At 48.1% G+C, this 13,392-nt stretch carries 18 protein-coding genes; all 18 read right to left on the minus strand.

Annotated elements, in window-relative coordinates:
• Positions 1 to 79: 79 nt before the first annotated feature.
• The 18 genes from NSQ46_RS16660 to NSQ46_RS16745 all read right to left on the minus strand — a co-directional run bounded on the left by NSQ46_RS16660 (position 80) and on the right by NSQ46_RS16745 (position 13,232).
• Positions 80 to 373, minus strand: a complete 294-nt coding sequence (locus NSQ46_RS16660; RefSeq protein WP_028406806.1) for a YfzA family protein — start codon at positions 371 to 373, stop codon at positions 80 to 82.
• 100 nt (positions 374 to 473) lie between these two features.
• Entirely contained in the window at positions 474 to 1,100 is a 627-nt protein-coding gene (locus NSQ46_RS16665; RefSeq protein WP_210094903.1) for an ABC-2 transporter permease, read from the minus strand.
• On the minus strand, positions 1,093 to 1,959 hold the full coding sequence (locus NSQ46_RS16670) for an ABC transporter ATP-binding protein (protein ID WP_210094902.1): 867 nt from the start codon (positions 1,957 to 1,959) through the stop codon (positions 1,093 to 1,095). Before NSQ46_RS16670 ends, NSQ46_RS16665 begins: the two co-directional genes overlap by 8 nt.
• Entirely contained in the window at positions 1,956 to 2,339 is a 384-nt protein-coding gene (locus NSQ46_RS16675; RefSeq protein WP_040739992.1) for a GntR family transcriptional regulator, read from the minus strand. Before NSQ46_RS16675 ends, NSQ46_RS16670 begins: the two co-directional genes overlap by 4 nt.
• Before the next feature lie 219 nt (positions 2,340 to 2,558).
• A complete protein-coding gene (locus NSQ46_RS16680; RefSeq protein WP_028406637.1) occupies positions 2,559 to 3,017 on the minus strand; it encodes a DUF2269 family protein in 459 nt (152 codons plus the stop codon).
• A 21-nt stretch (positions 3,018 to 3,038) separates the two neighbouring features.
• Positions 3,039 to 3,650 carry an NAD(P)H-binding protein gene (locus tag NSQ46_RS16685; protein WP_210094901.1) on the minus strand — a complete coding sequence of 204 codons (612 nt, stop codon included), beginning with the start codon at positions 3,648 to 3,650 and terminating at the stop codon, positions 3,039 to 3,041.
• A 14-nt stretch (positions 3,651 to 3,664) separates the two neighbouring features.
• Positions 3,665 to 4,129 (minus strand): MarR family winged helix-turn-helix transcriptional regulator, encoded by a 465-nt coding sequence (locus NSQ46_RS16690; RefSeq protein ID WP_210094900.1) that lies wholly within the window; start codon positions 4,127 to 4,129, stop codon positions 3,665 to 3,667.
• A gap of 276 nt (positions 4,130 to 4,405) precedes the next feature.
• Complete coding sequence (locus NSQ46_RS16695) at positions 4,406 to 4,717, minus strand: hypothetical protein (RefSeq protein ID WP_210094899.1); 312 nt, start codon at positions 4,715 to 4,717, stop codon at positions 4,406 to 4,408.
• A gap of 138 nt (positions 4,718 to 4,855) precedes the next feature.
• Positions 4,856 to 5,818 (minus strand): metallophosphoesterase family protein, encoded by a 963-nt coding sequence (locus NSQ46_RS16700; RefSeq protein WP_210094898.1) that lies wholly within the window; start codon positions 5,816 to 5,818, stop codon positions 4,856 to 4,858.
• The gene (locus NSQ46_RS16705) at positions 5,793 to 7,037 is read right to left on the minus strand and encodes an MFS transporter (protein WP_210094897.1); all 1,245 of its coding nucleotides are present in this window, start codon (positions 7,035 to 7,037) and stop codon (positions 5,793 to 5,795) included. Before NSQ46_RS16705 ends, NSQ46_RS16700 begins: the two co-directional genes overlap by 26 nt.
• Positions 7,034 to 7,852, minus strand: a complete 819-nt coding sequence (locus NSQ46_RS16710) for an MBL fold metallo-hydrolase (protein WP_342574072.1) — start codon at positions 7,850 to 7,852, stop codon at positions 7,034 to 7,036. The genes NSQ46_RS16705 and NSQ46_RS16710 overlap by 4 nt, the downstream gene beginning before the upstream one ends.
• A 143-nt stretch (positions 7,853 to 7,995) precedes the next feature.
• Positions 7,996 to 8,763, minus strand: coding sequence for a DeoR/GlpR family DNA-binding transcription regulator (locus NSQ46_RS16715; RefSeq protein WP_007131837.1), 768 nt, complete (start codon positions 8,761 to 8,763; stop codon positions 7,996 to 7,998).
• Between the two features lie 109 nt (positions 8,764 to 8,872).
• Entirely contained in the window at positions 8,873 to 9,598 is a 726-nt protein-coding gene (locus NSQ46_RS16720; protein ID WP_210094895.1) for a hypothetical protein, read from the minus strand.
• Positions 9,585 to 10,307 carry an ABC transporter permease gene (locus NSQ46_RS16725; RefSeq protein ID WP_210094894.1) on the minus strand — a complete coding sequence of 241 codons (723 nt, stop codon included), beginning with the start codon at positions 10,305 to 10,307 and terminating at the stop codon, positions 9,585 to 9,587. The genes NSQ46_RS16720 and NSQ46_RS16725 overlap by 14 nt, the downstream gene beginning before the upstream one ends.
• The gene (locus NSQ46_RS16730; protein WP_342574074.1) at positions 10,304 to 11,158 is read right to left on the minus strand and encodes an ABC transporter ATP-binding protein; all 855 of its coding nucleotides are present in this window, start codon (positions 11,156 to 11,158) and stop codon (positions 10,304 to 10,306) included. Before NSQ46_RS16730 ends, NSQ46_RS16725 begins: the two co-directional genes overlap by 4 nt.
• Positions 11,155 to 11,787, minus strand: a complete 633-nt coding sequence (locus NSQ46_RS16735) for a TetR/AcrR family transcriptional regulator (RefSeq protein WP_244869095.1) — start codon at positions 11,785 to 11,787, stop codon at positions 11,155 to 11,157. Before NSQ46_RS16735 ends, NSQ46_RS16730 begins: the two co-directional genes overlap by 4 nt.
• 216 nt (positions 11,788 to 12,003) lie before the next feature.
• Positions 12,004 to 12,612, minus strand: coding sequence for a histidine phosphatase family protein (locus tag NSQ46_RS16740; RefSeq protein WP_210094891.1), 609 nt, complete (start codon positions 12,610 to 12,612; stop codon positions 12,004 to 12,006).
• A 233-nt stretch (positions 12,613 to 12,845) separates the two neighbouring features.
• Positions 12,846 to 13,232: a YkvA family protein gene (locus NSQ46_RS16745; RefSeq protein WP_251535091.1), complete on the minus strand. Its 387-nt coding sequence runs from the start codon at positions 13,230 to 13,232 to the stop codon at positions 12,846 to 12,848.
• Positions 13,233 to 13,392: the final 160 nt, after the last annotated feature.

Raw genomic sequence — 13,392 nt, forward strand, 5'->3', positions numbered from 1 at the left:
AACAACGAGTTATATGGGGTGTTAGTTGCCTCATAAATATATCCCGAACAGAGCCCAGCTCCTCCTATTTGCAGTGCGTTCATTTTCTAGATGATAGATCCTTCACGGCCCCTATTAAACCTGCTGGAAGCAACGTAGCGGCGAAGATTGCGGTGAATAGATTATGCGACGCTGTTTTATACGGCGTGAACCATTCCGTAAATAGCTTGGCTTGCGAAAGGTCTTCAAACCAGGACCCTTCCTTCACTTTAAACGGCGTCCACGAAGCATGATCGAACGCGATGAATAGCAGCTGCAGAACTACAAGTCCTGCAAGAATATACATCCATTCTTTTCTGCGATGAGGGCGGCTTGTATGTAATGTATCTTTCAAAATGCGTAATCTCCTTTATAAGTAAAAGTTGACCCCCGTTGCAGGAAAAGCTTGGTTCTGCAAAAGTGGCCGGGACAATGGGCAGGCGTGGCTCAGCTTCTTACATGTCCTTTCTCGAGAACAGGGTGACCGCCACATAATAGGAAGCAATGAATAGCAGTAAGATACCGGCTGCAGCCATAAATAATAGATTACTGCTCATCATGTGATTCTCATTCAGCAATGTCATCATGAACGCAGTGGGCTGTGCCATAATAATGAGCGCGATTAAAAATACAGCGTTAATAATGCCGGCTCCTTTTTTACTCAGTGCATAGAATAAAGGCATATATATGGAAGTTAATACTAGCAGTATCCCCATTGGAACCAGGATGTCCAAGACGGTATAATCCGGCTTGTTAAGCTGCGGGAATGCAAGCTTTACAAACCAATGGATACCAAAGGAACCAAGGACGCCAAACAGCATAAACAGGATCGCCGTGATGTATTTCGCCTGTACAATATGCTTGCGGCTGACCGGCAGCGTGACCAGAAAATGATGATTATTGTTCTTGATATCGATCATCGTCACAAGACTAACGGAGGCGAATGCAGTATAGATCCCGACAAAGTAAATGGAAAAGTCGCTCCTTGGTATAAAAGCGATACTGAACACCGCCAGATAAAATAAAGTCATCCACAAGGAGCTTTTTAAGGCGATAAAGTCCTTGCGCAGCAGATTAAGCATGAACCCGTCCTCCTTTGGCCGTGAAATACATGATGTCTTCCAGGGAAGGGGTTTCCAATACAGCGTGATTCCCGAACAATTGTGCAGCCTTGTGCCTGTTATCGACTAAGCCCTCAAAACCGACGGCTGTCTCACGAATCCCGATGAATTCTTTTCGGATATCCGAATCAAGCAGCTCCATATCCCCCTTTATGAGCGCGTATCGCTCAAGCACATCTTCCTTCGCTTCATTAAATACAATCTTCCCGCGATTGATGAAGGTAATATAGTCCGCGATCCGGTCCAGATCCGTCGTGATATGGGTCGAGAAAATGATGGAATTCCTCTCGTTCTGCATCATATCCGCAAGCAGATCAAGCATTTCCCTTCTAAACACCGGATCGAGACCGGAAGTCGGCTCATCCATAATAAGAAGCTCGGCCTCATGCGATAGAGCAACGGCAAGGGCAAGCTTGATCTTCATTCCTTTGGATAGATCTCCAATCTTCTTCTTGGGAGACAGCTCGAATTGGTCGAGATATCCCTTAAACTTGCTGTCATTCCACTTGTCGTAGAAGGGAGCGACCAGCTTTTTCGTATCATGAATCGTCAGATGCTCATAGTAGAAGCAGTCATCCGATACGATCCCGATCCGCTGCTTAATGGCGATTTCTTGTTTAGGCATTTCGCAGCCCAGTATTTTCACGCTTCCGGAATCCGGACGGACGATGCCCAGCATCATCTTGATCAAAGTGCTCTTGCCAACGCCGTTCGGGCCAATCAGGCCGGTAATATATCCTTGCCTCACATCCAAAGATACATCATCAACGGTGAATAGCGGGTATGCTTTGGTTAGATTTCGTATTTCTATGGCATTCATGGCGTCTGTTCCTCCTCAAACAATAATGTCAGATGTTCGATGACATCCTGCTGACTCAAACTTAATTCCTTGCTTTCCCGAATGATTTCCATCATTTTCTCTTCTAATCGTTTCATTCGCTGCTCCCGTATAAAATCTTTATTTGCTCCTGACACAAAGCATCCCTTGCCTACAACCGTGTCAATGAGCTGCTCCTTCTCGAGCTCTTCATAAGCGCGCTTAGTCGTAATTACGCTAACCTGCAGATCCTTGGCCAGCTGCCGTATCGAGGGAAGACTATCGCCGGCCTTCAAATCACCGTTCAGGATGCTCTGCCGGATCTGATTCATGATCTGTATGTAAATCGGGTCGCTCGATGCGTTAGACAAAATAATGTTGATGATCATTCACCTCACTGCCGTTAATTGAGTATATACCGTATATATATAATATATACACTTAGCATTCATGTGTCAAATTCTTCATTGGAAATCACCAATCGATTTCTTCACAGCTCATAAGATAATGCAGGCCAGCCGCTGTGCACGGATGGTTACTAGCAATCAGAATAAAAAAAGCCGCGATGAATCGCGACTTGATCTGTGTATATCGTTGCTTCCCTAGAATACGGGCTTGATGATCATAAGAAGAATGATCGCGATGGCCATAAGGTTCGCAATCGTATCGCGGGCTTGTTTTTTTCGGAACAGCTGCTTGTATTCCTGAGAAACTTCTCCCGAGGTTGACTGGCTCGCGATTTGATGAAGTCTCTTTAAGATCGGTTCAACGACCAGAATCGCGTAAAAGCCTGAGATTAGGAACAGCACAATCGACGCGATATACCACATTTGCCGAAACAAGTAGGGGCTCATCCAGCCCAAAATCAAGCCCGTGACGAGAAGGATGCCGAATGAAAGATTCGCATTTTTGTTTAACTTCTCCACGATGTGGTGAGCATACCGCAGCTGATCGGCCGTCTTCGCTCTTTTCAGAATCATATTGAATAAAAACACCGGTCCAACACCGAATATGGCCGAAGAAATATGAATGACTAACAGGGATAGATACAGGTAATCCATGGCGATTTCGTTTCCTCCTTGTTACTTGCCCCAAGTTACACTATAAATACCTCGATCGTATGCATCCTTCGTAACAGCGTCCAGCAATGCAGCTGCTAAATCCGCCCGGCTGATTTGATACGGGCCCGATTTGAAATCGTTCCCTCGTTCCTGGATTCTCCAACGACCCGTGGCGGGTTTGTCGTTTAGCTGAGTCGGCCGATAGATCGTCCAGTTCAACCCGCAACTTCGGATTACATTCTCAGCTTCGCGCAGTTCTGCCAAGTCGCGGCGAAAGATCCATCTTGCAACGAGAACGGTGGGCCATGGACGTTTAGCTTCAAGTAAATAGGAACTGACAAACACCAGTCGCCGGACTTTGGCTTCTTGCATGGCCTGAATGACATTTTGAATAACAGCGGCGACATTGGCCTTTCCACCGACGATGGCAATCACTCCTTCGCTTCCGTTGATCGCATGCTGGAGGTCTGACAGGTGGATTCCATCTCCGGTTACTATCTTGGTTATACCTTGAAAAGACTTTAATACGTTCGGCCGCCTTGTGAACGCGACCAGTTCATCACCTCTGGCGATGCCGTTCCTTAAAACCTCCAGTCCGGTTGGACTCGTTGAGCCGATTACGGTTATACGCATATACATCCCACATGTCATTCAGTATGTTGACGAATGGATTGAGCATGCTTGTCAAAGTTGTTCAACACGATCTTCAGCAGCCGCATGAATTCCCCATATTCCTCTGCGGACATCCCTTCGATGCCAATTTCCATCACCTCCGCTAATGCCTCCTCAATCTTCGGCACGACAGCCTTCCCCGCATCTGTAAGAAAAAGTTGATGGTTGCGTAAATCCGCAGGATCCATCTCTTTGCGAACATAGCCTTCGAGCTCCAGCTTACGGATCGCCTTTGCCGTCGTGGTCTTGTCTAGCAGCAGCTGCTCACTCAGCGTCTTCTGATTCACCCCTTCCTTCTTTGACAGCATGAACAAAAACATATGCTGACCAAAGCCCAGCTGAAGAGCAGCGAGCCGTGGAGCAAGCAATAATTGCAAATGGCGATTAATTGCTGTAACTTCTTTTCCGTATGCTCCATGTTGAAGAACTTCAGGTTTCATGTACTTCGACTCCATTAGTTTTATTTGCCAACTACATACATAATACACGCATATAGTTGGCTTATGCAACTAATGTTTCAAATCCCAGTGAGCGGAGGTGCATAAAGTTTTTTTTAGTTGAGAACATGGGATAGTCTACTTGCACGCAGTACGTAAAAAAGTCGCCACTATTGGCGACTTCTGTTGTTCATAACTCAACATCAGAGCATAGAACTCCCTAACTTCAGGCTTTGATGAAGCCCACTTTAATTACATCTATTATAGATACCTTGGAATTCAAAATGAAAAGATGAGGGCAAGGATAAATGCACTGATGATAGCTATAACAAGAACCATAATTCGGATGCCGATCCGAACCAGCCAAGACTTCTGTGCAATCCGATCATTGATACGCTCCATATATAAAGCTCCACCCGCAATGAGAAAGACCAGCACGTTAAACATGTAGTCCCAAAATGATTTCGGCTTGGGGGTGTAGGCTTGAAGCCCAATGGTATTTCTCATGCCTTCATCTCCAGGAAAAACCGCCATGATTGCAGCCATAATGATGTGTAGTACCAAAAAACATATTATAATCGTCCCGACCATCTTCTGCCTCCTATATTATGTCACGAATCCATTTCGCAGTAGAAATTTCCTTTTTAATATAGAGGAAGAGCAGCTGCCAGGGCAAGCTGCTCTCATCGAAGTCGTCCTATTTAAGAGGATAGGGACTAGTAGATTCTCTTAGTGAGCACCCGGCTCATGTAAGGGCATTTCCCCGATCAATCCGTCGCTCTGGCGGATCCATGTCTCAAACTGCCGCTCGCCCGCTGTGATTCGAATAACTCGTGCACCCGTCGGGAATTTATCCTTCCTCACACCTTCCACATAACTGACATAACGAGTAGATCTGCCGTAACAAAGGCGGATGCCGTGCAGCACTCCGGAATAATCGTTCGAGTGGTCATGGCCGACAAATGTGCCCATAACATCTCCCATTTCTACCATGGCGGCGAACATGCCGGAATTGACTTTGGGCGAGCTGATCCATTCACTGCAATGGCCTTCGCACACTGACGTCTCCCACACCTTTTTGTATTCCGGCAGCGGAATATGGAAAAATGCCAGTGCAGGTAAAGGCGTCCCGCCGTTCCGTTCGGCCAATCGCCGGGATTCGGAGACGTACCAATCGATTTGATCACGGCGAATCCAGTCATACCCACCCACCGCTTCAATCGGTGAGTAATCGCCGCTGTCGAGGAAGAACAACGCAGCAGCCGGCTTCCCCGTTGGATCGTCAACCGTCAGCACATAGTTACCCGCTCCGCTTACTCCCGGAGGATCCGGTTTGGCGACGCAATATGCATGATGGAGCTGCTCCTCATGCATCCTCTTTCGGGGAACATTCCCCTCCGAGTCATGATTGCCAAACACCGCCGCCCACGGCACACGGTTGTCTTCAGCGACAGCAACCGCGCTGCGGAATGATTGCAGCGGATCCTTGCTCCTTGCGCTTGCAATCAAATCTCCCGCGAATACAACAAGATCAGGCTGCTCAAGCGCAATGATCCTGTCCATCGTTGCCTTCGTCATCGAGTCGAGCATCGGCGTCTCCGGATCCACATCCTCCTCATCAATAAACTCCACATCGGAAAACTGCACGATGACAAACGATCCGTCCTCACGAAATGTTAGCTTCTTCTCCAAGGAATCCCCTCCCTTTTCTCATACCGTCCTGCCGGTACCATAAACCAATCAAAATGAATACAGCTGCGCACGCTAGATACATGGATGTCATGCCATATTGCAAGCCGACCACCCAATAAATCAACGTCGGGCCGATCGCCGCCCCTAAATCGGTTGACACGGAATATGCGGTCATGACGGTAATCACGGATGTATTCTTCGCTGCGTCGGAGGCCATCGCGTCCATAATGGTGCCAAGTGCGGTGCTGGTAATCATGACGAAAATTACAATTCCGACCCAAATGCCGATTGGCAGCTGCCAAGGCAGCAAAGCATATCCGGCCGCTGCGCCCGCCAGCGATACCATAAACAGAGGAAGCCTTCCTCTCGGCCCATCGGTATGACGTCCGAACCATCTGGCCAGGAACGGCTCCCATGCACAGCGCAGCGCCGTCAATACACCGCCTAACGCAGTGCTGCCGATTATCAAACCGAACCAAGGGATCCCGCCGGGATGGCTTGTATCGATGAGATACGTGAGCGTCGCGCCGAACACAGCGTGCAGTAACGATATCATTAATCCGCTTATCACGATTTTTTTCACCTGCAGCGACCAGACCGTGTTCCTCACTCCGCGTGGAGGATCCAGTTGATGCATTCCCGAAGCTTTTCCCTTGCTTATGGATACGGCGATGAGCGGAAGCCCGATCAAAGCCATGATCCCGAATAGTATGGAGACGGCTGACAGGCCGATCATGGGCACGAGCAATCCTCCGAACAGTACGCCGACCAAGCTGCCAAGACGCCACAATCCGTTATACGTTCCCATGAAGCGTCCCCGGTTCGTATCATCGGAATAGCGGATGACGGTCAAATATCCACCCATTCGCAGCAAGGACCATGCAATCCCCCAAATGGCACGGAGGGCTACCCAGAGAACGAACCCTTTGAATATGCCGTATCCCACCGTGGTAAGCGCCGCCAGCCCGACCGACATAAACAGACCGGTTCGAAGCGACATGCGGTGATACAGCCACCCGATTAGTGGATTAAGAGGGAGCCTGACAAGACGATTGACGGACAGCAGTACGCCGACCTGCCATAGCGCGTCTAGTCCCGCTTCCTTCCAATATACCGGCAATACGATGTACAGCATCGAATCACCGAAGAGGGTCAGTGCAGTAACGATACCTACAATTACAATCTGTCGCCGTTCTTTGGCGCTGTCTCCGCCCGTCATAGATCGACGATCAAGCCATCGTAGGCAACCTTGATGCCGGCAGGCTCGAAGGCACGCTCAAAATCATCATGCAAAAAGCCGGAGTTATGCGTAAAATGAGTCACGTAAACCTGGCCATCCATGCCAAGGTTGCCTTCCTCCCGCCACACGCGCTGGACCTCCAGCACGGTTTCAATGCCCATATGATTTGGATTTCGGTCATTGTTTGTATAGCTATGCGTACAATCAAGAATCGCCATATCGATCGCTTTGCCTTTCAGCCATTCCCATGTATCGTCATGCAGCCAGCCCGTATCATTGCCGTAAAACAGCGTCTTGCCCCCTTTTTCAATATAAAACAACAAACATGTTTCCATACGGTCATGATTCGCGAGCAAAGGAGTAACTTGCGTATCGCCCAAGAAAATCGTCTCGAAGGGACGCAATAAGTGGAAGGCGAACCGGTCTCCAGCATCCGGGCCAATCGCTGGTATGCTTTGGCTAATCGCCGCATCGTTGCCATAAATATGTAAGGGGTGATCGATACCGTGTGCAAACCCGTCAACGCGGTTGTACAGATCCGATGGCTGGAAATGATCGTAATGCGTATGCGTGAATAACAGATGCTCAACCGCACCCAAATCGATCCCGTCACGGAGCGCCTGCATATGGGAGTCTGCGGAGTAGTCGACCTTGATTATGCCATCAATCAATACAGAGCTTCTCGTTCGGATGTTTTTTCCTCCAAGCGATCTCGCCTTGCAACAGACGTCACAGCGGCAGTACGGATTGGGGAATCCTTCCGAAGCAGCCGTTCCGAGAAAATGGATTTTCATTTTGAGGCTCTCCTCCCTTAGTGAAGCGATCGTTTATCTCATTCCTTTGATTAATACAAATAATACCACATAAACGCAATCAATCACACACAAAAAAACGATTCCGGGTTTGCATAAAACCAAGAATCGTTCACCGCTCCTGCCTATTTATATACGATCTCAATGCCGCTCTTGCTGAATTGATCAACAATATTTCTGTCGATTTTCGAATCCGTTACAAACCGCTCGACTTCGCTTGCCCCGCATACTTTGATAAACGAGTTTTGTCCGAACTTGCTGCTGTCTGCGAGGGCGATGGTACGCTTGGCGTTAGCGTGCATGATTTTTTTCACCTGAACCTCGCCGATGGCGTTATCCGTAATCCCTGCTTCTAACGTAACCCCGCTCATGCTCATAAAAAATAGATCCGCGTGAAAGCGAGCTGTAAATTCCTCCGTCAGGTCGCCGATGATGCTCAGCTCTTCATGACGAATGACGCCACCGGTCATGATGACCGTATACCCCGGCATCGACACGAGTTCATTCACGATCGGAAGCGAGTTCGTAATAATCGTTAATCGGTCGAATTTCGTCTTGAGCGCCTTCGCTATTTCAGTGTTTGTCGTACTCGGGTCCAGCGCGACGGACATCCCTTCAGTCACATAACGAACCGCGATTTGAGCCAGCTCCTTCTTCTCTTCCATAAAGATCGATTCACGGATCGGAAGCGGAATTTCGTGGCTGTAATCCGGATCTCTAGGAATCGCCCCCCCGTGCACCCGCCGCAGATGGCCTTCGTTTTCCAAGTATTCAAGGTCCCGTCTAATCGTCTCGAACGAAACCCCGAAATGCTCCATGAGCTCCGAAGCCCGGATCGATTTGTCTTGATTCAATTTCTGAATAATGATTTGATGCCGCTGTTCAGCAAACAACTGCTCCACTCCTTACTTGCCTGAACTTCTTCTTATCTAAAAAGTTTACCATAAAAGCGCCACCTCCACCCGCAGCACTGTTTTTCGTCCCTATGCTAGCAAGAGAGATCTATGCTTGCTTGGCTTTAAACACATTGATCATGAGAAACAAACACGCTAGATGTAATAGCAAGCCCAGCAAGAAGAACACAAATGCAGGGAATGGTTCATCATGCATGATCAGATCGAGGACCTTTGCCGGCCAATAACTAGGCAGCAAAGCCCCAAGCACCTGCCAAGCTCCCGGAACAAAATGAACCACCACAGGGCCTATGATGAACAACCCTCCGATTTTGGATAAGGCCAGTCCCTCCACTTTATTTGATGAGAATGCGGCGAGAAAGAGCGTAAACAACGGCGATTCCAATGCCAGCAGCAGCAAAGCATACAGCGTTTCCCATCGAACGACCGACATCGTAGACCATTGCAAATAGATTGCGGATAAAACGATGCACAGCAGGGTTGGAAGCGCCACTCTATACAGCAAATAACCTTTACGCATCAGCGGCGTAACCGCGTAATAGGCTATCATATTCTCATCCCGTTCGTCGAGGATAAGCAGCCCCGTAAGCATCCCTGTTAACATCGGGATCGTCACAACTAACAATGAGGCAGCAAAGCCGCGATATTGCTCAAGATTAAACGAATAATGCATGTCAAGCCAATGAACGGCTATAGGAAAACCGAACCTGGACAGGAAGATAAGCACCAGCGGACCGATCATAGCCGCCATGAGCACGGGGTCTTTCAATGCGTGCCGAAAATCCTTCATCATCAGGGCTTTATATTTTTCCATTGCCATCCCCTCCTTCTCCGATCCTCATCAGCACATGGCGTGAATAAGAGCGGTGTGCCCAGATATATGCTGCGGAATTCCAGATCAATAGGATGAATGCGGAGTAAAGAAGGTGATTTACGGACAGGCCGCCAGAAGGAGAACCGAGTAATCGAAGTGTCCCTTCGGTCGGAAGCAGGAGAAACAGATCCGTATGCCATAAATGAAAGTAGCCCAGCAATGGAAGGACAAATGGCAAAGCGTAGACTTGCACCATCAGAATAAAACCATTGATGGTACGGTGTCGTGCCGCCACGCCTATCGATAGCAAGGTCATAAAGGTTGACGTCAGGACGATGCCTGCAGAAAAAGCAAGCGGTGACTGCGGAAGGCTGCCGCTTGCCGCATGAATGGCCCATCCTGCCGCAAGGGACAAGACGGACAGCGATCCGGCTTTCGCCAGCAAATAATCCCGAATATGAGCCGGCGTGACGAACAGCGGATCGTGGACGCCTTGGTCCCTCTCCAACAAAACCATCCCGCCTGCCATGATAAGTCCTAAAGCTGCAGGGTCACTGAAGGTCAGCGCTATGGCTGTCGTCTCCTTATAGATTTCTGGAATGAACCTAAGCAAGATCCAATAACAAAAACAAACGAATACATAAACGAAATAGAATCCATGACGCCATTGAAAACGCAGGTCGAATATCAACAGGGATAAGCCTTTCATATCAGCTGCCTCCCCGTCACCTCGATAAAAATTTGTTCAAGGGATGCCTCCTGCGAATGAATCGTTTCGAGCATATCATTCTTTATAATCTTAAGAAATTGATCATTCCCGCCAATACCGTCAAGAGGAAATAAGGCTTCCTTCAGCTGGCCGTTCTTGCGAAATTCTACGCGAAGCTCCTTCCTTCCCTTCCGCAGCTTCAATTCTCTTGGCGAATCGATCAGTTTGATTTCACCGTCAACAATAAATGCTACTCGATCACAAAGCTCCTCTGCCGCTTGCATATTATGCGTTGTGACGAGGACGGTCTTCCCCTCCGCCTTTTTCGCCAGAATCAATTCCTTCATCCGTTTCGCGTTCACCGGGTCCAAGCCGGAGGTGGGCTCATCCAGAAAGAGGATATCCGGATCGTGCAGCAGCGCCCGGCAGAAGTTAAGCCTCATCTTCATCCCTTTGGACAGCTGGGACACCTTCATGTTTGCAGCATCTGCAAGATTGACTTGTTCCAGCAGATGCATAGGATCCTCGGTTTTTCCCTTGTAGAGGGAACGAAAGAGCTTTAAATTCTCAAGAACCGTAAATTTGCTGTAGAAGTTCGGGAATTCAAAGGCAACCCCGATTCGTTCGTAATAGTCGGGACCGATATCCCTGATTTCGCTGCCCATTACTTTTACGCTTCCCTGATAGCCCTTCAGCACGCCGATCAGCAGCTTTTGCGTCGTGCTTTTACCCGCGCCGGAAGGACCGAGGAATCCGAAGATTTCCCCGGTTGGAATCACAAAATCCAGTCCGCGCAGGGTCTGCTCGCTCCGGTTCGGATAGGTAAAATGAAGCCCTCTAACTTCGATCATACCGGCTCGTCTCCTTTAAAAGGCCTTGATGCCGCAAGCATACCAGCCGATAACAATTCGACCAGCAGCTCGATCGTTGCCGTATATTGGGCTTCTCCGATGTCATTCTTGTGCAGCGTCAGCAAGGCCAAGGATCGAATCATCCCCACAATCGATTCAGAAGGCGTACCGGATAAAATGCCCGCTCTTTGCCAAGACGTAATGATCGGCAAGAGCGCTTCTTGATCCTCGCTAAAATTGCGTTCCAGCTGCACCTTGGGTAACTTCCTGAACAACATTTCCATCTCGCCCCGATCCATCATCTTCCGGAGGAGCGGGCTTTCATCCATCATTCTTAATGAATAGGAAAGAAACCGCTTGATGCCTTCCTTGCTGCAAACCTCATCAGGGGGGAATAAATCCAGCACAGTATTGCGGATACGCTGTTCCTCTTCCAGCAGAAGTTCATAATATAACTCCTCTTTCGAAGCGAAAAACATGTAAAACGAGCCTTGGGCAATGCCGGCAGCCTTCGTCAAATCCTCCACGCTCGTTTTGCGAAGACCTGCTGTTTCAAATTGGTGCCGCCCCTCCGAAAGCAATTTCTGACGGATCCATTCGCGTTCCTGCTCGGAAAACTTTTTTGGCATGTCGCTGTTCACATCCTTCATGAATTTATTTATGATTTTATGAATGTTTTTATTTTATATTCACAAATTACAGCTGCAAGCTCCGAATGTCAATAGTGCGCTTTAGGACTGCGTTTGCCATCATGTTGCAATTATTGGGGTTTAGGGCCGCTCGGCGAACAAGCCGCCGAATGTAGGGCAGCCTGTTTTCAGCGTATAGAAGAACTCCAACAGATTTTATCCCAAAAGATGTAAGTGCGTTATATTTGCGAAATCGATTAATACAAATCGCCCATCAACGTATTTTATATGAGTGATAGAACACTCAGGGACCAGTCGACTCTGCGTTTGAACAAAGTCCGGGTGATAGGCATTCAACTCATCTTGGGAAAATTCGTTTACCATAAAGTCTGTGATTAACCCGCCATGCGTCACGATAACGATCCGCTCGATTGTGTGCTGAGCCGAAAGCTCCACTATGCAGGAAGACAAGCGCTCGCCTGCCCTTCTTGCAGAGTCGCCGACTGGGGGGACAAAATCTCTTTCCAAGGTGCAGTGATTCCACATCTCGATAAACTCCTGAAATGTTTGTCCAGGGAGGTCTCCCCAGTTTGCCCGTTCCCGTAACCGGGTATCTTCCAATATGGTTTGATTCACGGCTTCTGCAATGAACCCAGCGGTCTGCTTGGCTCGCTGAAGAGGACTGCAGCAGATTCTGCTTATGGGCATTTTACGAAAATATGCTGCTGTCATCCGAGCCTGCTGTATCCCTAATGGAGAAATGGAAACATCTCCAGTTCCTTTCTGCTTTTCAGCATGTCTAACCAGGTAAAAGTCCGTGCTCATTCCAGCACTCCTTCCTGAATATTAAATTTAACGATCGTTTAATTTAATATATGTCTAATTAGATGATATCATGGGTTTGCACCATTGGGAAGTCAGCGCTTAGGAAAAATAAAATTGCCAATCTACTCGTAACGATGATCGTCATTTTTGCGATTCGTGAACGCAGCAACGCTAGCCTCTAATATAGATCGAAAAAAAAGAGCAGCTGCCGCTGGCAACGCTCTTTCATTCGATCAGTCCACCATGTACCGATATATGATCAGCGAAACCCAAAGGACTGCCGCGATCCATAGGAGAATAATAAAACTTCCTGCAAGCCAATTCTTCGGTTTACCGTTTTTTATATGTTGCTCGGCTTTCTCTTCGTTCTCTTGGACGACATCAGGAGGTATCATTTTCAGTGCGATGGCTACTCCAAGCGGAACTAAGATCACATCGTCCAGATAGCCTAGAATAGGAATAAAATCTGGAATCAGATCAACGGGGCTAAACGCATAGGCCACAACACAGATGGCAAATACTTTGGCGTACCACGGGGTCCGAGGATCCTTGTAAGCATAATAGAGCACGAATATCTTTCCTTTTAGCTTTCTAGCCCACTTCTTGATTCGGTCAATCATCCCGCTCTCCTTGCGTGCATGTTTTCATTCCAACAAAACCATTCTACAGACCTAGTTCATGATCCTTCCTGCGCCGGGTTAAGGTCACTGTTCCATATTGTATTGTATCAATAATGAAGTAATTGAGACATTGTTTATTTCCCGGAAAGGAAGTGTCTTA

The organism is Paenibacillus sp. FSL M8-0142, assembly GCF_038597315.1.
Taxonomy (GTDB): domain Bacteria; phylum Bacillota; class Bacilli; order Paenibacillales; family Paenibacillaceae; genus Paenibacillus_AQ; species Paenibacillus_AQ lactis.